The 20,277-nt window shown below is 60.0% G+C and carries 22 protein-coding genes; 12 read left to right on the top strand and 10 right to left on the bottom strand.

Annotation, left to right across the window (positions count from 1 at the left end; all coding sequences use genetic code 11):
- Positions 1-69: 69 nt before the first annotated feature.
- From HKK52_RS17480 to HKK52_RS17455, 6 genes are all read left to right on the top strand, one after another.
- Entirely contained in the window at positions 70-984 is a 915-nt protein-coding gene (locus tag HKK52_RS17480) for an ABC transporter permease subunit (protein WP_054044085.1), read from the top strand.
- 3 nt (positions 985-987) lie between these two features.
- Entirely contained in the window at positions 988-2,271 is a 1,284-nt protein-coding gene (livM, locus tag HKK52_RS17475; protein ID WP_169371859.1) for a high-affinity branched-chain amino acid ABC transporter permease LivM, read from the top strand.
- Positions 2,268-3,143 carry an ATP-binding cassette domain-containing protein gene (locus HKK52_RS17470; RefSeq protein ID WP_133839408.1) on the top strand — a complete coding sequence of 292 codons (876 nt, stop codon included), beginning with the start codon at positions 2,268-2,270 and terminating at the stop codon, positions 3,141-3,143. Before livM ends, HKK52_RS17470 begins: the two co-directional genes overlap by 4 nt.
- Positions 3,140-3,856, top strand: coding sequence for an ABC transporter ATP-binding protein (locus tag HKK52_RS17465; RefSeq protein ID WP_123513958.1), 717 nt, complete (start codon positions 3,140-3,142; stop codon positions 3,854-3,856). The genes HKK52_RS17470 and HKK52_RS17465 overlap by 4 nt, the downstream gene beginning before the upstream one ends.
- A gap of 886 nt (positions 3,857-4,742) precedes the next feature.
- Positions 4,743-5,513 (top strand): SDR family oxidoreductase, encoded by a 771-nt coding sequence (locus HKK52_RS17460; RefSeq protein ID WP_054044081.1) that lies wholly within the window; start codon positions 4,743-4,745, stop codon positions 5,511-5,513.
- A 127-nt stretch (positions 5,514-5,640) separates the two neighbouring features.
- Positions 5,641-6,546 (top strand): cation diffusion facilitator family transporter, encoded by a 906-nt coding sequence (locus tag HKK52_RS17455; RefSeq protein ID WP_169371858.1) that lies wholly within the window; start codon positions 5,641-5,643, stop codon positions 6,544-6,546.
- A gap of 103 nt (positions 6,547-6,649) precedes the next feature.
- Here HKK52_RS17455 and HKK52_RS17450 read toward each other — a convergent pair whose 3' ends face one another.
- The 7 genes from HKK52_RS17450 to HKK52_RS17420 form a co-directional block, all read right to left on the bottom strand.
- A complete protein-coding gene (locus HKK52_RS17450; RefSeq protein WP_169371857.1) occupies positions 6,650-7,783 on the bottom strand; it encodes an AGE family epimerase/isomerase in 1,134 nt (377 codons plus the stop codon).
- A gap of 178 nt (positions 7,784-7,961) precedes the next feature.
- The gene (locus tag HKK52_RS17445) at positions 7,962-8,534 is read right to left on the bottom strand and encodes a HupE/UreJ family protein (RefSeq protein ID WP_169371856.1); all 573 of its coding nucleotides are present in this window, start codon (positions 8,532-8,534) and stop codon (positions 7,962-7,964) included.
- A gap of 29 nt (positions 8,535-8,563) precedes the next feature.
- The gene (ureG, locus tag HKK52_RS17440; RefSeq protein WP_169371855.1) at positions 8,564-9,178 is read right to left on the bottom strand and encodes an urease accessory protein UreG; all 615 of its coding nucleotides are present in this window, start codon (positions 9,176-9,178) and stop codon (positions 8,564-8,566) included.
- Positions 9,179-9,200: 22 nt separating this feature from the next.
- Positions 9,201-9,875, bottom strand: coding sequence for an urease accessory protein UreF (locus HKK52_RS17435; protein WP_169371854.1), 675 nt, complete (start codon positions 9,873-9,875; stop codon positions 9,201-9,203).
- Positions 9,872-10,372: an urease accessory protein UreE gene (gene ureE / locus HKK52_RS17430; RefSeq protein ID WP_054044075.1), complete on the bottom strand. Its 501-nt coding sequence runs from the start codon at positions 10,370-10,372 to the stop codon at positions 9,872-9,874. The genes HKK52_RS17435 and ureE overlap by 4 nt, the downstream gene beginning before the upstream one ends.
- A gap of 176 nt (positions 10,373-10,548) precedes the next feature.
- Positions 10,549-11,181 (bottom strand): TetR family transcriptional regulator, encoded by a 633-nt coding sequence (locus HKK52_RS17425; protein ID WP_169371853.1) that lies wholly within the window; start codon positions 11,179-11,181, stop codon positions 10,549-10,551.
- 159 nt (positions 11,182-11,340) lie between these two features.
- A complete protein-coding gene (locus tag HKK52_RS17420) occupies positions 11,341-11,763 on the bottom strand; it encodes a hypothetical protein (protein WP_169371852.1) in 423 nt (140 codons plus the stop codon).
- Between the two features lie 387 nt (positions 11,764-12,150).
- On the opposite strand from HKK52_RS17420, the gene HKK52_RS17415 reads away from it, so the two are divergent.
- Positions 12,151-14,226 carry an AsmA family protein gene (locus HKK52_RS17415; protein WP_169371851.1) on the top strand — a complete coding sequence of 692 codons (2,076 nt, stop codon included), beginning with the start codon at positions 12,151-12,153 and terminating at the stop codon, positions 14,224-14,226.
- A gap of 143 nt (positions 14,227-14,369) precedes the next feature.
- Here HKK52_RS17415 and HKK52_RS17410 read toward each other — a convergent pair whose 3' ends face one another.
- Positions 14,370-14,900, bottom strand: a complete 531-nt coding sequence (locus HKK52_RS17410; RefSeq protein ID WP_169371850.1) for a ferritin-like domain-containing protein — start codon at positions 14,898-14,900, stop codon at positions 14,370-14,372.
- Positions 14,901-14,991: 91 nt separating this feature from the next.
- Positions 14,992-15,933 (bottom strand): LysR substrate-binding domain-containing protein, encoded by a 942-nt coding sequence (locus HKK52_RS17405; RefSeq protein ID WP_169371849.1) that lies wholly within the window; start codon positions 15,931-15,933, stop codon positions 14,992-14,994.
- Positions 15,934-16,053: 120 nt separating this feature from the next.
- Between HKK52_RS17405 and HKK52_RS17400 the strand changes: the two genes are divergently transcribed.
- The 3 genes from HKK52_RS17400 (at position 16,054) to HKK52_RS17390 (ending at position 17,986) form a co-directional block, all read left to right on the top strand.
- Entirely contained in the window at positions 16,054-16,692 is a 639-nt protein-coding gene (locus tag HKK52_RS17400; RefSeq protein ID WP_169371848.1) for an FMN-dependent NADH-azoreductase, read from the top strand.
- A complete protein-coding gene (locus tag HKK52_RS17395; RefSeq protein WP_169371847.1) occupies positions 16,693-16,998 on the top strand; it encodes a DMT family transporter in 306 nt (101 codons plus the stop codon).
- 97 nt (positions 16,999-17,095) lie between these two features.
- Positions 17,096-17,986 carry an esterase/lipase family protein gene (locus HKK52_RS17390; protein WP_169371846.1) on the top strand — a complete coding sequence of 297 codons (891 nt, stop codon included), beginning with the start codon at positions 17,096-17,098 and terminating at the stop codon, positions 17,984-17,986.
- A 108-nt stretch (positions 17,987-18,094) separates the two neighbouring features.
- Here HKK52_RS17390 and HKK52_RS17385 read toward each other — a convergent pair whose 3' ends face one another.
- Positions 18,095-18,982, bottom strand: a complete 888-nt coding sequence (locus tag HKK52_RS17385) for a DMT family transporter (RefSeq protein ID WP_169371845.1) — start codon at positions 18,980-18,982, stop codon at positions 18,095-18,097.
- Positions 18,983-19,080: 98 nt separating this feature from the next.
- Between HKK52_RS17385 and HKK52_RS17380 the strand changes: the two genes are divergently transcribed.
- A complete protein-coding gene (locus tag HKK52_RS17380; protein WP_178117457.1) occupies positions 19,081-19,869 on the top strand; it encodes an AraC family transcriptional regulator in 789 nt (262 codons plus the stop codon).
- A gap of 71 nt (positions 19,870-19,940) precedes the next feature.
- Positions 19,941-20,246: a PsiF family protein gene (locus tag HKK52_RS17375; protein WP_003221193.1), complete on the top strand. Its 306-nt coding sequence runs from the start codon at positions 19,941-19,943 to the stop codon at positions 20,244-20,246.
- Positions 20,247-20,277: the final 31 nt, after the last annotated feature.

The following is a 20,277-nucleotide window of genomic DNA, read 5'->3' as shown; positions in this document are numbered from 1 at the left end:
ACTGGCGGCTGAACCCCGGTCCGTTGCAACCCGCTTCTGTGCAGTCTCTCAAATGCGTGAGATTGCGTTATGGATGGTATTTTCCTGCAGCAACTGGTCAACGGTCTGACCCTCGGGTCGGTCTATGGCCTGATCGCCATCGGCTACACAATGGTCTATGGCATCATCGGCATGATCAACTTCGCCCACGGCGAGGTTTACATGATTTCCGCTTACCTCGCGGCAATCAGTCTGGCTCTGCTGGCTTACTTCGGTATTGAATCCTTCCCGCTGCTGATGCTCGGCACACTGGTTTTCACCATCATCGTCACGGCGGTGTATGGCTGGGTCATCGAGCGCGTCGCCTACAAACCGCTGCGCAACTCCACACGACTGGCACCGCTGATCAGCGCCATCGGTATTTCCCTGATCCTGCAAAACTACGCACAGATCGCCCAAGGTGCACGCCAACAGGGTGTTCCAACCCTGCTGACCGGTGCATGGCGCGTTGAAGTCGGCACTGGCTTCGTCCAGCTCACCTACACCAAAATCTTCATTCTGGTCGCAGCGTTCGTCGGTATGGGCCTGCTGACCTATGTCATCAAGTACACCAAGCTCGGCCGCATGTGCCGCGCCACCCAGCAAGACCGCAAGATGGCCTCGATCCTGGGGATCAACACCGACCGCGTGATTTCCTACGTGTTCATCATCGGTGCAGCGATGGCGGCCCTGGCCGGCGTGCTGATCACCATGAACTACGGCACATTCGACTTCTACGCAGGCTTCGTCATCGGGATCAAGGCGTTCACTGCAGCGGTACTCGGCGGCATCGGCTCGCTGCCTGGGGCGATGCTCGGCGGGATCATCCTCGGGATTTCCGAGTCGCTGTTCTCGGGTCTGGTGAATTCGGATTACAAAGACGTTTTCAGCTTCTCGCTGCTCGTTCTCGTTCTGGTCTTTCGGCCCCAAGGCCTGCTCGGCCGTCCTCTTGTGTCGAAGGTGTAAGCGATGTCTTCAACCACTAAAAAAACCATAGATCTCAAAAGAAGCCTGGTTGACGCGATTCTTGCCGGCCTCGTTGCCCTGATTGTGTTCGGCCCGATTGTCGGCGTGGTCCTCGACGGCTACGGCTTCAACCTGCAACCGACCCGTGTGGCGTGGATTGTCGCCATTGTCATGGCTGGCCGTTTTGCCCTGAGCCTGTTCCTGCAAACCCCCAAGGGCCTGAAAATCCTCGAAGGTTTTGAAAGCACCGGTTCCGGGGTTCATGTACTGCCGCCTGATTACAAAACCCGTTTGCGCTGGATCATCCCGCTGGTAATCGTCATTGCCGTGGTGTTCCCGTTCTTCTCCAACTCCTACCTGCTGGGCGTGGTCATTCTCGGCTTGATCTACGTGCTGTTGGGCCTGGGCCTGAACATCGTGGTCGGCCTGGCCGGCCTGCTCGACCTCGGTTACGTGGCGTTCTACGCCATCGGTGCCTACGGTCTGGCGCTCGGTTATCAATACCTGGGGCTGGGATTCTGGACGGTGCTGCCGCTGGCGGCGATCACGGCGGGTCTTGCCGGGTGCATCCTCGGCTTCCCGGTGTTGCGTTTGCACGGTGACTACCTGGCGATCGTGACCCTGGGCTTCGGTGAAATCATCCGTTTGATCCTCAACAACTGGCTGTCCCTGACCGGTGGCCCAAATGGCATGGCGGCGCCGCTGCCAACCTTCTTTGGCCTGGAGTTCGGTAAGCGAGCGAAGGACGGCGGGGTGCCGTTCCATGAGTTCTTCGGCATCGCCTACAACCCGGACGTGAAGTATTACTTCATCTACGCCGTGTTGTTCCTGGTGGTCCTGGCCGTGCTGTACATCAAGCATCGCCTGGTGAAAATGCCGGTCGGCCGCGCCTGGGAAGCCTTGCGTGAAGATGAGATCGCCTGCCGCTCCATGGGCCTGAACCACGTACTGGTCAAGCTTTCGGCGTTCACCATTGGTGCCTCGACTGCCGGTCTGGCCGGGGTGTTCTTTGCGACCTATCAAGGTTTCGTCAACCCGACCTCGTTTACCTTCTTCGAATCGGCATTGATCCTCGCCATCGTGGTACTCGGCGGCATGGGCTCGACCATCGGCGTGGTCATCGCAGCTTTCGTGCTGACCGTCGCCCCGGAACTGCTGCGTGGCTTCGCGGAATACCGCGTGCTGCTGTTCGGCATCCTGATGGTGTTGATGATGATCTGGCGACCGCGCGGCCTGATTCGGATCAGCCGTACCGGTGTGGCCCCTCGTAAAGGAGTAGCGCCATGAGCGAAGTCGTACTCTCGGTCGAGAAGCTGATGATGCACTTCGGCGGCATCAAGGCGTTGAGCGATGTCAGCCTCAAGGTGCACCGTAACTCGATCTTCGCCCTGATCGGCCCCAACGGTGCCGGCAAAACCACGGTGTTCAACTGCCTGACCGGTTTCTACAAGGCCTCCGGCGGCAAGATCGAACTCAGTGTGCGTGGCGAGCAGACCAACGTTATCCAGTTGCTGGGCGAGTCCTTCAAACCGGTGGATTTCGTTTCGCCGAAATCTTTCCTCAGTCGCCTGTACTACAAGATGTTCGGCGGCACCCACCTGGTGAACCGTGCCGGCCTGGCGCGAACCTTCCAGAACATTCGCCTGTTCAAGGAAATGTCGGTGCTGGAAAACCTGCTGGTGGCCCAGCACATGTGGGTCAACCGCAACATGCTGGCAGGCATCCTCAACACCAAGGGCTATCGCAAGGCTGAAAGCGATGCGCTGGACCATGCGTTCTACTGGCTGGAGGTTGTGGACCTCGTGGACTGCGCCAACCGTCTGGCGGGCGAGCTGTCCTACGGGCAGCAACGTCGTCTGGAAATCGCTCGGGCCATGTGCACGCGGCCACAGATCATCTGCCTTGACGAACCGGCCGCCGGCCTCAACCCTCAGGAAACCGAAGCGCTGAGCGCGATGATCCGGCTGCTGCGCGACGAGCACGATCTGACCGTGGTGCTGATCGAGCACGACATGGGCATGGTCATGAGCATTTCCGACCACATCGTGGTGCTGGACCACGGCATCGTCATCGCCGAGGGCGGGCCTGATGCCATTCGCAACGACCCGAAAGTGATTGCGGCCTACCTGGGCGCTGATGAAGAGGAAGTGGTGCTATGAGCCAACCCATCCTCGAATTGAAGGATCTGGATGTGTTCTACGGGCCGATCCAGGCCCTGAAGAAAGTCTCGCTGCACATCAACGAAGGCGAAACTGTCAGCCTGATCGGCTCCAACGGCGCCGGCAAGTCGACCCTGCTGATGTCGATCTTCGGCCAGCCACGGGCCGCAGACGGGCAAATCATCTACCAAGGTGTGGACATCACCCACAAGTCGTCGCACTACATCGCGTCCCACGGCATCGCGCAATCGCCGGAAGGGCGGCGGGTGTTCCCTGACATGACCGTCGAGGAAAACCTGCTGATGGGCACCATCCCGATTGGCGACAAGTACGCCAAGGAAGACATGCAGCGCATGTTCGAGCTGTTTCCACGGCTCGAAGAGCGGCGGACCCAGCGGGCCATGACCATGTCCGGCGGCGAGCAGCAGATGCTCGCCATCGCCCGGGCACTGATGAGCCGGCCGAAACTGCTGCTGCTCGATGAACCGAGCCTGGGCCTGGCGCCAATCGTGGTGAAACAGATCTTCGCGACCCTGCGGGAACTGGCGAAAACCGGTATGACGATTTTCCTGGTCGAGCAGAACGCCAACCACGCGCTCAAGCTGTCGGACCGGGCGTATGTGATGGTCAACGGCGAGATTCGCCTCACCGGTACCGGCAAGGAGTTGCTGGTGAACGAGGAGGTGCGTAACGCTTATCTCGGCGGGCACTAAGCCTTAGAGCCCGTAAAAAACGCCCTGACGAACTCCACGTCAGGGCGTTTTTTTATGCCGGTCGCAACGTTTTTTTCAAATTGTGGAAAACAATATTCGCAAGCTCCTAAACCGCGACATAAAGCCGCTGCAAATAGTTGTTTTGTCACGGTTTTGACTTGTCCCCGTTTGCTGTGGAGCTGGCTGTGAATAACGTGGGAGTAGCTGGCTGAGAACCTTTAAAATCGTGGCTTTCAGGCGAGTGGTTGTTTTTTGATCAGGCGTTTTTCCGGGAGCATGAGCTGCCGTTGTCAACCTTTTTGTTGCCGGTCAAAAGCGCCGGATTCAAGCAGTGCCAGCCTGTGGATAAGTCTGTGGTTAAACTCTGGAAAGACTCGGCTGAGGGCCGTGGTTACTGGCTTGGCGCCATCGTCGGTTTCACCGGCCGATCGTGCAAAATGCCATGGGCTACACGGCGAGCCTTCGAGGGTCAAGCAAAAAACTTTCTGATCTGCTCGCAAAGCCTTATGCACAGCGGCTTCCAGCTTTTGCACTTGCCCCCAAAGACTGTGGATCGGCCTGTGGATAACGTGCGTGCACATGGCTGCAAGCCACGGCGGATAAGGCGTGGCGCCGGTTGGTCGTTTTTCATACAGAAACACGGCCCTTGTAGCAGCTGGCGAAGCCTGCGTTCGGCTGCGCAGCAGTCGCCAATACGGGTCGGCGTGGGAATGGGGTTGCATGGATTACGACTGCTGCGCAGCCGAACGCAGGCTTCGCCAGCTGCTACAGGGATTGATGGTGGCCTGTCGAGTTGTGCCGGTTGCCGGTAAGCGCCGCGCCGGGCATGCTGGCTGCTGATTTTCTATTCCAATGGCTGCCGTTCAGCCGAAGCAAGGAGAACACGATGTCCAACACCCTGTTTATCACCGGCGCGACGTCCGGTTTTGGCGAAGCCTGTGCCCGTCGTTTTGCCGAGGCGGGCTGGAAACTGGTGCTGACGGGCCGTCGTGAAGAGCGCCTCAACGCCCTGTGCGCCGAGTTGTCGAAGCAGACCGAGGTCCATGGCCTGGTGCTCGACGTGCGTGATCGCAAGGCCATGGAGGAGGCGATTGCCAACCTGCCGCCATCCTTCGCCAAACTGCGCGGGCTGATCAACAATGCCGGCCTGGCCCTCGGCGTGGACCCGGCGCCCAAGTGTGACCTGGACGACTGGGACACCATGGTCGATACCAACATCAAAGGCCTGATGTACAGCACTCGCCTGCTGCTGCCGCGCCTGATCGCCCACGGCCGTGGTGCCGGCATCGTCAACCTCGGCTCCATTGCCGGCAACTACCCGTACCCGGGCAGCCACGTGTATGGCGCGAGCAAGGCGTTCGTCAAACAGTTCTCCCTGAACCTGCGCTGCGACCTGCAAGGCACCGGCGTACGCGTCAGCAACATCGAACCGGGCCTGTGTGAAAGCGAGTTCTCGCTGGTGCGGTTTGCCGGTGACCAGGAGCGTTACAACGCGACCTACGCGGGTGCCGAGCCGATTCAGCCGCAAGACATTGCCGACACCATTTTCTGGGTCTTGAATGCGCCGGCGCATATCAATATCAACAGTCTGGAGTTGATGCCGGTGAGCCAGACCTGGGCCGGGTTCTCCATTGAGCGTAATGGTGGCAAGGCGTAAGACCGCGTAACGGCTGTTCGCGGGCAAGTCGAAGAGGCCGGAACAGCCAAAACAAGGCATAAGGTAGACTCCCCTCCCAACAACCCCACCGCACCCCGCGGTTTCCAGGGTTTTCAGAGGAGGCTACGTGAGTAACCGAGGTGAGCAGTCACTGCTCAAACAATCGACCATCCTGATGTTCGCCGTGGCGATCGCCGGGATCGTTACCGGTTTTGTTTCGGGTGCCCAATCCATCCTGTTCGATGGTTTTTTCTCGTTGATCGCGACCTTCATCAAGGTCCTGATGCTGATCACCGCCAAGCTGATCGCCAAAGAAAGCAATCACCGCTTCCAGTTCGGCTTCTGGCACCTGGAGCCCATGGTGTTGCTGATCGAAGGCAGCTTCCTGTTCCTGATCGCGATCTACGCCTTTCTGAACGGCGTGTTCGGCATCATCAATGGCGGCCGCGAGATCGAGCTGGGGCTGGTGATCATCTACGCGGCGGTGTTTACCGTTGTCGAGTTCGCCTATTTCTTCTACGTTCGCCATCGCAATCGCAAGCTCAAATCGACGCTGATCCAGTTCGACAACATCAGTTGGCTGGTGGACGCGATGCTTTCGGTGGGCCTGCTGGTGAGTTTCCTCACCGCGCTATTACTCAAGTCCCAGGGTTACGGCGAGTGGGCGGTGTACGTCGACCCATTGATCCTGATTCTGTTGGCGCTAAGCATGCTGCCGCCGGCCTTCAAGATCCTGCGTCCGGCGCTGCGCGATGTACTGGGGATTGTCCCGGATCAACTCAACGATAAAGTGCGCCAGGTGATGGACGCGGCGAAGGTCGAGCACGGTTTCGACGACTACATTTCCTACGTGCAGAAGCACGGGCGGGCGCGGTTTATCGAGATTCATGTGGTGTTGCCGGCGGACTATCCGCTGCAAGGCGTAGGGCAACTGGATGTGCTGCGCGAGGAGATTTCCGCGAAATTGGGTCAGGCGGATGCGGCGCGCTGGCTGACCATCAGCTTTACCGGGGATCGGAAGTGGATTGCGTGATTGGCCGGTGACCGCTTCAAGGCCATTCGCGGGCAAGCCTCGCTCCCACAGGTTCGGTGATCCCCTGTAGGAGCGAGGCTTGCCCGCGAAAGCAATCTGTCAGTCAGCGCAAATACTCAACCAACCCACGATAACAAGTCGCCAAGTGATAAGGCGTAGTCGAAGGCATGTCCTTGCGGCTGACTTCGCCCTCTTCATCACGACACTCATACCAACCCCCCGCATGCAGAAACCGTTGTTGCAACGCCTGCAATTGGCGCAGCACAGCGGCCTCACTGCCCGGCCGTAAAGTCAGTGCCCGCAGGTATTCGGCCTGGGCCCAGATGCGTTGGGTCGAATCCTTGGGACGGCCATCAAGTTCCAGATCAAGCATTGCCCGCACCGCACCGCTGCGCGGATCGACGCCCAGTTGCTCGGTGAAGGCGAAGGCACGCTCCAACGACGCATGCAGCTTCGATCCACGCAGCAACGGCGAGGATTCCAGCAGGAAATACCATTCGAATTGATGCCCCGGCTCGAACCAGTTATCCACAGCCCCCAGCGGTTTTTCCATCAACACACCGGTCTGCGGATCGATGAACTGCTGGTGCATGGCTGTGCATAACTTGAGTAGCGCGGCTTGGGCGCCAGCGTCTTCGCGCACGGACAAGGTAGCGAGGAAAGCTTCGGCCAGGTGCATCAGCGGGTTTTGCAGTGGCCCGGTGTCGAGGGATGACCAGTCACGGTCCAGGCACGCTTCGTACAGACCGTCGTCCGTGGCGAAGCGCTGGGCCACGACTTCCAGCGCGGCATTGAGCACCGACTCCACCAGCGGTTCGCGAACCTTGTCCCAGTAATGGGCACAGGCGAACAGGATGAAGGCGTGGGTGTAGAGGTCTTTGCGCTGATCCAGCGGCGCGCCTTGCGGGTCGATGCTGTAGAACCAGCCGCCGTGCTCGGCATCGTGGAAATGCTGCTGCAAGGAACGAAACAGCGCCGCCGCACGTTCTTCGGCGGCCGGCACCTGGCCGATCAGGCTGGAAAACAGATACAGCTGACGCGCGCAGGCCATGGCCCGGTAGCGTTGCGGCGGCAACGGTGAATGCTCGGCATCCAGCGCCTCGTAAGGCAGCGCCATGTCGGCGTTCCAGCCGGGGCCTTGCCAAAGCCGCACGATCACGTCCTGGAAGTGCTGTTGCACCGAAGCGAACAGGGCGGTCAATTCAGGCTGGGAGGCAGAGCGGGAAACATGAGGCATTGGCTGGCGTCGTCACGGCAGGGGCGATTGCGCGACATGGTAGCAGAGTGAGCGGGTCGATCGTTCCCATGCTCCGCGTGGAAATGCCTCGACGGACGCTCCGCGTTCGGCTTCTGATGGGATGCGGAGCGTCCCGGGCTGCATTCCCACGCGGAGCGTGGGAACCATCGGTTGAAGATCAGCCCGCCAATAACCACACCCCAGTCGCCGCGGAAGCTGCACCTGCGACGCGAATCAACGGCGCCGCCGCTTGAGGCAGCACCCGCACCACCGCATAACCGACCGCATGCAATGCCGCCGTCGCCGCGACGAAACCTGCGGCGTACGCCCAAGGGCTGGACATATCCGGCAATTCCAGACCATGGGCCACGCCGTGGAACAGCGCAAACAATGCAGTCGCTGCAACGGCCACGCTCAACGGTGGACGCACCGCCAAGGCTACGGCCAGGCCCAGCGCCAGCACCGAGGCGGCAATCCCGCTTTCCAGCGCCGGCAGGTTCAGTCCTTCAAACCCCAGCAAACCGCCGATCAGCATGGTGCCGACAAACGTGCACGGCAGCGCCCAACGCGCCGCGCCTTTTTGTTGCGCGGCCCACAAACCCACAGCGACCATCGCCAGCAAGTGATCGATGCCGCCAATCGGGTGGCTGATACCGGCGATCAAACCGTTATCGCCATGGCCCGGGTGGGCGAAGGCGATGGCCGGGGTCAGCAGCAGGGCCAGGGCGCCGAGGATGCGTTTGAGTGTCATGGATTAGCTTCCTTGTTGATAAGTCGTGATCAGGCTGCGATCAGCAGGCCTTGGCGTTCGATGAAGGCGATGATTTCTTCCAGGCCCAGGCCGGTCTTCTGGTTGCTGAAGACGAATGGCTTGCCGTTGCGCATGCGCTTGGTGTCGCTGTCCATCAGTTCCAGCGAGGCGCCCACCAGCGGCGCGAGGTCGACCTTGTTGATCACCAGCAGATCGGATTTACAGATCCCCGGCCCGCCCTTGCGCGGCAGCTTGTCGCCGGCCGAGACGTCGATCACATAGATCGTCAGGTCGGACAATTCCGGGCTGAAAGTCGCGGAGAGGTTGTCGCCACCGGACTCGACAATGATCAGGTCCAGCCCCGGAAAACGCCGGTTCAACTGGTCCACGGCTTCGAGGTTGATCGAGGCGTCTTCGCGGATTGCCGTGTGCGGGCAGCCGCCGGTTTCCACGCCGATGATCCGCTCGGGCGCCAGGGCTTGGTTGCGCACCAGAAAGTCGGCGTCTTCGCGGGTGTAGATGTCGTTGGTTACCACCGCCAGGTTGTAGCGGTCGCGCAGCGCCAGGCACAGGGCCAGGGTCAGGGCAGTTTTGCCGGAACCGACCGGGCCGCCGATGCCGACGCGCAGAGGTTGTGTGTTCATATGGTTCTCCAAAAAAAAGGCCCTAAGAGCGAAACAGACGGCTGTACTGGCGCTCATGGGCCATGCACGCCAGGGACAGGCCGAAAGCGGCGCTGCCATAGTGTTCGGGGTTGATTCGGCTGGCGTTCTGCTGGGCTTCTTGCAGCAACGGCAGCAATTGGCTGGTCAGGCGCTGGGCGGCTTGCTGGCCCAAGGGCAGGGTTTTCATCAACACCGCCAATTGGTTTTCCAGCCAGCTCCAGAGCCATGCGGCCAGGGCATCCTGCGGACTGATTCCCCAGGCGCGAGCGGCCAGGGCCCAGCCGAGGGCCAGGTGTGGTTCGAGACGTTGTTCGAGAAAGGCCCGGGCCGGCGCATCCAGTTCCGGCAAGCCGTTGAGCAGTTGCTGTAACGAATAACCCATCTGCCGACTTTCCTGATGCAACTCGCGAGTCTCCCGGCTGGCGCGATGTTCTTCGCAACGTTGCAGCAGTTCTGCCCAGTTTTCTTCGGCGGCAGCCGCGCAATGGGCGAGCAGCAACGGCGCTTCGAAGCGCGCGAGGTTCAGCAACAACTGATCGCTGATCCAGCGTCGAGCGCTGTCGGCATCCGTCACCCGCAAGTTATCCACCGCCATTTCCAAACCTTGGGAATAGCTGTAGCCGCCAATCGGCAATTGCGGACTGGCCAGGCGCAGCAGCGCCCAGGCTGGGTTCATAAGCGGACGCCAAACTGGTGCAGTTTCGGCGGGTAGTTGAAGTCTTCGTCGCCGTGCCGCGAGTGGTGATGGCCGCCGCCATAGGCGCCGTGTTCCGGCTGGAACGGTGCTTCGATATTTTCCACCTTGGCATCCAGCTGTTCGAGCATGGCCTTGAGCACGTAATCGTCGAGCAGGCGCAGCCAGCCGTCGCCGACTTGCAGGGCGACGTGGCGATTGCCCAGGTGATAGGCCGCGCGGGTCAGTTCAAAGGCGTTGGCGCAGGTGACGTGCAGCAATTGCTCCGGCCGGGCGCAGACGCGGACGATGCGCCCGTCTTCGGCCTGCAGGCATTCGCCGTCATACAGCGGCGGCTGACCGCGCTCCAGGAACAACCCGACGTCTTCCTGCTCGGCACTGAAACAGCGCAAACGGCTTTTGCTCCGGGCTTCGAAGGTCAGGTGCAACTCGGCGGCCCAGACGGGTTGAGGGTCGATTCTGCGATGAATCACCAGCATCGGAAAGCTTCCAGCAAAGGACAATGCTCAGGCTAGAGCAAGGGGCTTGCCAATCGAGGTGATGCGTAGGAAAACCCTGTCGGAGCGTAGTAGTTGTTGCAGGATGTTGCGGGGTTTTGAATCATGTTGGTGCATGAAGGATTCTTCATGCACCGATTTACGGCGCATAAAAAAGATTACTCGGTACTGCCGAGCCCTTGCCAATGCTTGAGACCGATAAAAATAAAGCGCAGTTGCTGGGTGATTTTCGCCTGAGGTGTCAAATGCTCAGGCAACGCTTCAACCGGCGGATCGATGATGTCTGGCAGTGTGGCAAACACGCTTTTAACGATCAGGTCTGCCATGACGCTCAGCCCGTCGATATCCAGATGTTGGAGCTTCGGCATCAGCGACAAATCGGAGGCCAGGTCGGAGCTGATGTCTTCACGCAAACGGCCAATGGCCTGGCGTACCGGCAGCGAACCACCGTACTGCTCGCGGGCCAGAAACAGGAATTGCGAGCGATTGGCGCTGACCACGTCGAGAAAGATCCGCACCGACGCATCAATGATGCCGCCCATGACAAATTCGTTGTGGCGTACCAGGCGGATGGTTTCGCGGAAGGTCTGGCCGACTTCGCTGACCAGCACCAGGCCCAATTCGTCCATATCGGCAAAATGCCGGTAGAAACCGGTGGGCACGATCCCGGCGGTTTTCGCCACTTCGCGCAGGCTCAGGCTGCCGAATCCTCGGCCGCATTCCATCAAATGGCGGGCGGCGTCCATCAGGGCGTTGCGGGTCTGTTGTTTCTGTTCGGCGCGGGGCAGCATCGCAAGGGTGTTTTCTGGACAGGACAGCGGCGCACTCTAGCAAATCGGCTTTGCCGGCGTCGAACGGGGATCGGGATTCAGGCGAGGAACAAGCGTGCTTCTATAAAAAGTTAAAAGCCCAATCCGGTGATTGGGCTTTTTTTCTGGGCCGCCATGGGCTCAGCTCACAGCGCTGTTGCGTTCGATAACACGGTCACCACCACCTTCGGCAACGGCTTGGCCTTGTGGGGTTTTGTCGTAGCCATCTTCAACCAGGCCTTTTTCTTCGAGGCGGTTGCGGCCGTTTTCAGCGACTTGGCCTTGTGGAGTTTTATCGTAACCGTCTTCAGCTACAGCCTGACCTTGTGGAGTTTTGTCGTAGCCATCTTCAGTGATCAGGCCTTTCTCTTTCAGGCGATCATTACCACCTTCAGCAAGGGTCTGGCCTTGTGGCGTGCGGTCCGAACCATCGGCGGCAACGGTTTGGCTGAATACCGAATGGCTGTCTTTGACTTGTGGAGTGGCTTGATCAGCAGCTGGCAGAGCAAAAGCGGTGCTGGCTAACATCGAGAGGGTCAGGCTAAGCAATAATTGGCGTTTCATGATGGGTTGCTCCTTGGGAGGGCGATAAAGTGGGTACGAGGGCAATGCTACTCTCGATAAGTCGATATAAAAGTTCATAAACGCAATGGTAATAATCAACAGAATTGATTGTTCTGCGCAGAGGCTCTAGATCGGGCGTTTCCGGCCGGTGGTTTTGCACCGAGGTGGGTATTTTCGACCCACTCGTGCCGCACAAAAGTGCGGGGCCGGTAACGTCAGTAGCGGGCGCACTGTGTCGCCGGCCGATTATTTGAGTGTTAAGGACACTTTCGGTTAAACCTGCGAGCCGTTTTCCAGTCGTAGATTCCATGGCAGGCCGCTTATGGCTTACCGTTTCAAACGTGCGTCGCAGTCAGGGCGCTCAGTCGTATTCAGGAGCCCTGTGCAATGACGCGCACTGCAAAAATAATCAGCTGGACCCTCGCCACCCTTGTTGTCCTGCTGGCGGTACTGGTTCTGGTCATCGTGTTCTTCGATTGGAACCGGATCAAACCACCCCTTAATGCCAAAGTCTCCGAAGAGCTGCACCGTCCGTTTGCCATTAATGGCAACCTCGCGGTGGTCTGGCAGCGCGAACCCGATGAGGGTGGCTGGCGAGCCTGGGTGCCGTGGCCGCATGTGGTGGCCGAGGACTTGAGCCTGGGCAACCCGGACTGGTCGAAGAAGCCGCAGATGGTCACGCTCAAGCGCGTCGAGCTGCGGATTTCGCCGCTGGCCTTGCTGGCGCAGCGCGTGGTCATCCCGCGCATCGACCTCACCGAACCCAATGCCGATCTCCAGCGCCTGGCCGACGGCCGCGCCAACTGGACCTTCAAGTTCGACCCTAAAGACCCGAACGCCGAACCGTCGAGCTGGGTGGTGGACATTGGTGCCATCGGCTTCGACAAGGGCCACGTGACCCTCGACGACCAGAACCTGAAAACTCAGCTCGACCTGTTGATCGACCCGCTGGGCAAACCGATTCCGTTCAGCGACATCGTCGGCGCCAAAGCGGCGAAAACCGCGGTCGAGAAGGGCGGCGCACCCCAGGACTATGCCTTCGCGATTAAAGTGAAAGGCCAATACCACGATCAGAAACTCGCCGGCGAAGGCAAGATTGGCGGCCTGCTGGCCCTGCAGGACGCGGCCAAGCCGTTCCCGCTGCAAGTCCAGGTCAAAATCGCCGACACCAGCGTTGAACTCGCTGGCACCCTGACCGACCCGCTGAACCTCGGGGCGTTGGACTTGCGCCTGAAACTGGCCGGCTCCAGTCTGGCCAATCTTTACCCGTTGACCGGCGTCACCCTGCCGGACTCGCCGCCCTACGCCACCGACGGTCACTTGATCGCCAAGCTGCATGACGCCGCCGGTGCACAGTTCCGCTATGAAGGCTTCAACGGCAAGATCGGCGCCAGTGATATTCACGGCGATCTGGCCTACGTCGCCAGCCAGCCACGGCCGAAACTCAGCGGTGCGCTGGTCTCTAATCAATTGCTGTTTGCCGACCTCGCGCCGTTGATCGGCGCCGACTCCAACGCCAAGCAAAAGGCTCGCGGTGGTGAAAGCAAGCAGCCGACGGACAAGGTGTTGCCGGTCGAGGAATTCAAGACCGAGCGCTGGCGCGATATGGACGCTGATGTCGAGTTCACCGGCAAGCGCATCGTCCATAGCGAGAAGCTGCCGTTCACCGACCTCTATACGCATCTGGTGCTGACGGACGGCGTGCTCAGCCTCGAGCCCCTGCGTTTCGGCGTCGCCGGCGGCAAGCTCGACGCACAGATTCGCCTCAATGGCCGCACGGAACCGCTGGAAGGCCAGGCGAAACTGACCGCGCGCGGTTTCAAACTCAAGCAGTTGTTCCCGACCTTTGAACCGATGAAAACCAGCTTCGGCGAACTGAACGGCGATGCCGATATCGCCGGTCGCGGCAACTCGGTGGCCAAGTTGCTCGGCACGGCCAACGGCAAACTGAAAATGCTGATCAATGACGGCGCCATCAGCCGCGAGTTGATGGAGTTGGCGGGGCTTAACGTCGGCAACTACGTGGTCGGCAAGATCTTTGGCGACAAGGAAGTGAAGATCAACTGCGCGGCGGCGGATTTCGACATCAAGACCGGCCTGGCGACCACGCAGTTGTTCGTCTTCGACACCGAGAACGCGATTATCTATATCGATGGCACGGCGAACATGGCGACGGAGCTACTGGACTTGACCATCACCCCGGAATCCAAGGGCTGGCGTTTGATTTCCCTGCGTTCGCCGCTGTATGTGCAGGGCAAGTTCATCAAGCCGAGCGCTGGGGTGAAAGCCGTGCCGCTGTTATTGCGTGGGGCGGGGATGGTCGCATTGGGCGTGATTGCTGCGCCGGCGGCGGGGTTGCTGGCGTTGGTGGCGCCAAGTGGCGGTGAGCCGAACCAGTGTGCGCCATTGCTGGAACAGATGAAGGCGGGCAAGGCGCCGGTGACCGTCAAGCCAACCAAATAAATGTGTGGCGTCTATCAAGATCGTTCCCACGCTCTGCGTGGGAATGCCTCAACGGACGCTTCGCGTTCGGCTCTTGATGGGACGCGGAGCGTCCCGGGCTGCATTCCCACGCAGAGCGTGGGAACGATCAGTCGGAGGAGGGGTTAGAGGTCTTTCAGAATGTCCGCCATATCATCCGCATGCTCTTCTTCCTGGGCCAGGATGTCTTCGAAGATGCGGCGGGTGGTCGGGTCTTTTTCGCCGATGTACTGGATGATCTCGCGGTAGCTGTCGATGGCAATCCGCTCGGCGACCAGGTCTTCATAGACCATCTCTTTCAGGTCTTTACCGGCCACGTATTGCGCGTGGGAGTTTTTCGACAGCAGGTCGGGGTTGAATTCCGGTTCACCGCCCAGTTGCACGATGCGCTCGGCCAGGCGGTCGGCGTGTTCGGCTTCCTGGGTCGCGTGTTCGAGGAACTCGTCGGCGGCGACCTGGGCCTTGAGGCCGTTGGCCATGAAATAGTGGCGCTTGTAGCGCAACACGCAGACCAATTCAGTGGCCAGCGATTCGTTGAGCAGGCGCAGCACTTCTTCGCGGTCGGCGCTGTAGCTTTCGGTCACGGCGCCGTTCTCGACGTTCTGGCGGGCCCGTTCGCGAAGGGTGGTTACATCAGACAAATGCATGTCGCTCATCTCAATCTCCTGGAGGCTAATCCGGTTGACGTCACGCCTCTAGGGACGTGATCGCTACTTAAGGTGTGAGTGATGAGCGATGCAGAAAGTTTTATGTAATTGAGCCAACGGTCAGCCTTTGTTGATCTGGATCACGCAAGGTGTGGCCCGACAGCCGCGCCTCTTCGCGCAACCATTCGAAAAACGCCCGCACCGGCGGATGCCGCTCGCGCCCCGGCACGCATAGCGCGCTGTAGCCGGCGCCATCGACCTGAACCTCGCCCTTGTAAGGCACCAGCAAGCCATTGGCTACGCTTTCGGACACCAGGATATTGCTCGCCAGCACCAACCCTTGCCCGGCAATCGCCGCTTGCAGGGCGTAATGCTCTTCGTCGTATTCACGCACGGTCGGTTGTCCACTGAGCCAGCGCTCGCCGGACTGCGCGCACCAGTTCTCCCAACCGTACGCGTAAAATTTCGAATTACACCAGCGTACGCTGATCAGCGTCGGCACTTGCCTGGTCGCCAGGGCCACCTGTTCGGGAGAGCCGTAGACGCCAAAAGATTCGTCGAACAGGCACAACCCGTAAAGGTTCGGGTAGTCGTCGAGGGTGTAGCGCACCACAAGATCGACACTGGCGTCCTGATGCAAATCGATCACTTCGCAGTGGGTGTCGAGCCGCAGGCTGATAGTCGGATGCCGAGCGTAAAAACGCCCCAGTCGCGGCACCAGCCACAGCGCGGCGAAGGCGGCGATAGTCGAGATCGTCAGGCTCGTGCCACTGCGTTGCGGGCGCAGGGTGTCGACGCTTTGCGCCACTTCCAGCAAGGCGCCGTGCAGGCTTTGGAACAAACGTTCACCGCCGTCGGTGAGGCGCACCTGGCGCGGCAATCGTTCGAACAGCGCAATGCCAAGCCAACTCTCCAGCGAGCGAATCTGATGGGAAATCGCCGTGGGCGTTACCGAGAGTTCTTCGGCGGCAGCCTTGAAGCTCAACAGGCGTGAGGCGGATTCGAAGGCGCGCAGGGCGGTCAGCGGCAGTGAGGCAAACATGGGAACTCCATGGATGAAATGAATTCATCCTGAATGACTTTTGCTCATTTGAAGAGGAACAGCTGTGAGCTTCAAGCTGCAAGCCACAAGCGGTTTGAGTTTAGTCCTCAGGAGATTCAGATGAACAGAGTTCTTGCGATTCACGGCAGCCCCCGTGGTGAGCGTTCCCATTCACGGCGCCTGGCCGAGGTGTTTTTGTCGGCGTGGCAGGCGCGTCATCCACAGTCGCAGCTGACCCGTCGTGAAGTCGGCCGGGCATTGATTCCGCCGGTCAACGAGGCGTTTGTGGCGGCAGCGTTTTATCCCGAGCCCGAGGCTCGGCCACTGTCGATGCAGGCTGATCTGGCGTTCAGTGACGAGCTGGTGGGCGAATTGCTCGGCCATGATTTGCTGGTCATTTCCACACCCATGCACAACTTTAGCGTGCCCAGTGGCCTCAAGGCCTGGATCGACCAGATTGTGCGTCTCGGGTTGACGTTCAATCACACCCTGGATAATGGCGTCGCGCAGTACGAACCCTTGGTGCAGGGCAAAAAAGCCCTGATCGTCACCAGTCGCGGCGGCTTCGGTTTTGGGCCGGGTGGTGAGCTGGAAGCGCTGAACCATGCCGATACCTTGTTGCGCACGGCGCTTGGCTTCATTGGCATCACCGATATCACGGTGGTTGCCGCCGAAGGCGAAGAGTCCGCCGAGCGGACGTTCCAGATCTCCGCCGCCGAGGCGGAACAGCGTCTGTTGGCATTGGCTGGGGAGTTTTAAATGTCCTGGTTGTTTTTATTGATCGCCGCGGCCTTCGAAGTCACTTTCGCCATGAGCATGAAGTACTCCGAAGGTTTCACCCGACTCTGGCCATCGTTGATCACCGTCGTAGCGGCCATCGCCGGGATCTACTTCCTGACCCTGTCCATGCGGGAATTGCCGGTGAGCATCGCTTACCCGATCTGGACCGCCATCGGTTCACTGGGCACGGTGTTTCTCGGGTTCGCGCTGCTGGGCGAGAGCTTGACCGCGCTCAAATTGGTCTCGGTCGGGTTGATCGTCGCGGGGGTCATAGGGTTGAAGTAATGCGGATGTCATAGACTGGTCATGTTCGCTGGCGATGCTTGGCTGATGTCTTGCATCCCGCCTTGCGTCATCTCACCGATCACAAGGATGTCCGCCCATGTCGCAAGGTTCCGCCACGCGTTACCCGTTGGTGCTGGTTCCCGGAATGCTCGGGTTTATCCGTTTGCTGCTCTATCCGTACTGGTACGGGATCGTCTCGGCGTTGCGCCGTGGTGGTGCGGTGGTGTTTGCGGTGCAGGTGTCGCCGCTCAATTCCAGCGAAGTGCGCGGCGAGCAGTTGCTGGCGCGGATCGACGAGATCCTGCGCGAAACCGGGGCCGAGAAAGTCAACCTGATCGGCCACAGCCAGGGCTCCCTGACTGCGCGGTATGCCGCCGCCAAACGCCCGGACCGGGTGGCGTCGGTCACGTCGGTGGCCGGGCCGAATCACGGTTCGGAATTGGCGGATTACCTGCACAAACACTACCCGTCGGACAGCGCCAAAGGACGGATACTGGCGGTTTTACTGCGCCTGATCAGCGGGTTGATGAGCCTGTTGGAAACCGGTTATCGCGGGCCGAAACTGCCGGTGGACATTCCCGCCTCCCACCAATCCCTGACCACTGCAGGCGTGGCGCTGTTCAATCAGCGTTATCCACAGGGCTTGCCTGAAACCTGGGGCGGGCACGGGCCGGAAGAGGTCAACGGCGTGCGTTATTACTCCTGGTCCGGGACCTTGCAGCCGGGCAAGACTGATCGCGGAGGGAATCTGTTTGACGGAACCAACCGTTTTTGCCGGTTATTCGCCGGCACCTTCGTGCGAGAAACCGGGCATTGCGACGGGATGGTCGGGCGCTACAGCTCGCACCTGGGGACGGTGATTGGCGATGAATATCCGATGGATCACTTCGACATCGTCAACCAGTCGTTGGGGCTGGTGGGGAAAGGCGCGGAGCCGTTGCGGTTGTTTGTCGAGCATGCGGCGCGGTTGAAAGCCGCCGGGGTTTAGCCGGTAGACCGCGTCATCGTTCTTCGCGGGCAAGTCGAATCGTCGCACCGCTCGCTCCTACAGATCACCGAACCTGTAGGAGCGAGGCTTGCCCGCGAAGGCGTCAGCTCAGGCAACGCTAATCTTGCGGCCCAAAACGGTGGTCCAACGCTCCGATAAAATCACCCCACCCAACGTCAACATCCCGCCGACCAAGTGATACATCGCCAACTGCTCATGCAACACCACCGCCGCAATCAGCGCTGTAATCAACGGCAGCAGATTGAAAAACTGCGTGGTCCGGCTCGGCCCCAGGCGCACCACCGCTTGCATCCACGCCAAGGGCGCGATCATTGAGGCCAGCAGGCAGGCGTAGAGCACCAGCGGGATGTTCTGCCAGGTCGGGCCAATTTTCGGCGAGGCCACGAACAGCGGAAACAGCACCACCACCGCCACCAGCACCTGCAAATACAGCAACACCAGCGGCGGCAGGCGTAACTGCCATTTTTTCAGCAAGGTGCTGTAGATCGCGTAGGCCAGGGTTGCGATCAGCATCATTGCGTCGCCGAGGTTCACCCCGTGCTCCAGCAACGCGCTCAAGCTGCCGGACGACACCACCACCAGAACACCGGCAAAGGACAGCACCGCACCGGCCAGCGCACCGGCGGTCAGGCGTTGGCCGAGGCTGATAATCGCCATCGTCAGCGACATCAGCGGCATCAACGACAGGATGATGCCCATATTGGTGGCAGTGGTCAGGCTCGCCGCGAAGTACGCCAGGCTCTGATAAACCGCCATGCCGAGCACGCCGAGGACGAAAATCTTCCACAGGTTCGGACGGATCATCGGCCAGTGGGCGATGACCGGTTTAAGCATGAATGGCGTGAACAGAATCCCGGCCAGCAGCCAGCGATAGAAACCGATCTCGGCGGGGAAGATCGCACCGGCCGACATCTTGGTGATCACGGTATTGCCGGCCCAGATGAAAATGGCCAGCAGGGGAAACGCATATTGCATGGGAGAGAAACCAGAACGTTGATGAGGGGCAATTATCCGCTTGTCTGGATGCAAGCCTATACTCCAATCCAGACAATCGGCCCTTGATGACGGACAGCATGAGCAGTAAACACATCGATCTGCTGGATTTCAGCGAATTGCCGGCCCCGGTGTACTTCCGCTACGCCGACTTCGACACCCACGAATACGCCTCGGCGCACCGTCACCCGTGGGGCACCCTGGAGTACTCGGCCAATGGCGTTTTGCACATGGAAATCGGCAGCAGCCGCTTCATGTCGCCACCGCAGTACGCCGTGTGGGTGCCGCCGCAGACCGAGCACAGCTTCTACAGCAACCAACCGATCAACTACCGCGCCGTGTGCCTGGCGCCGTCGCTGTGCCGCGATCTGCCGCAACAGGCGTGCACCCTGGCCATCAGCGACATTCTCAAAGCGATCCTCAAAGACTTCGCCGCCCGTGATGTGAAGATTCCTGAACAGGAAACCGACATCCGTCTGGCGCAGGTGCTGGTGGATCAATTGCAGCAGGCCCCCGAACACGCCTGTTATTTGCCCTACGCCAGCAGTCCGGGGCTGCTCGGAATACTTGAAGCCTTACAGGCCGAGCCGGGGGACAACCGGCCATTGGCTGACTGGGCGGCGCAGATTCACGTCAGCGAGCGCACCCTGGCCCGGCAATTCGTGCGCGAACTGGGGATGAGTTTCGGCGAATGGCGGCTACGCCTGCGGTTTCTCGCGGCCATCGAAGCGTTGGACAGTCAGCGCAGCATTCAGGACATCGCCTTTGACATGGGCTACAGCACCGGTTCGGCATTTATCGCCATGTTTCAGCGTCAGGCCGGGTGCACGCCGGAGCAATATCGCCGCAGCCACCTCGAGACCAGGTGAAGGTGTTACAGGGTTTGTCTACACTTGAGGCGAGGCCGCATCCATCGGTGCGGTAACAAGGAGAAAACTCCATGAAGATGTTGCGTGTCCCGTTGTTGATGATCGGTTTGCTGCTCTGCTCCCAAGGCTTCGCCGCCACGGCCCAACAGAACAAAATGACCACCTGCAATGCTGACGCTACGGCGAAAAGCCTCAAGGGCGATGAGCGCAAGACCTTCATGAGCACATGCCTCAAAGCCGCGCCGGCCGCCAATGACGCGAAAGTCCTGACCCCGCAACAGGAAAAAATGAAAACCTGCAACGCTGACGCCAAGACCAAAGCTCTCACGGGCGATGCACGCAAAACCTTCATGAGCGATTGCCTGAAGAAAAAATAATCCGGCCCTGTAGGCGCATGGCTCGCCCGCG

Source organism: Pseudomonas sp. ADAK2, assembly GCF_012935755.1.
Taxonomy (GTDB): domain Bacteria; phylum Pseudomonadota; class Gammaproteobacteria; order Pseudomonadales; family Pseudomonadaceae; genus Aquipseudomonas.
Note: the sequence above shows the minus strand (reverse complement) of the source record. Positions and strands in the feature narration are given on the sequence as shown.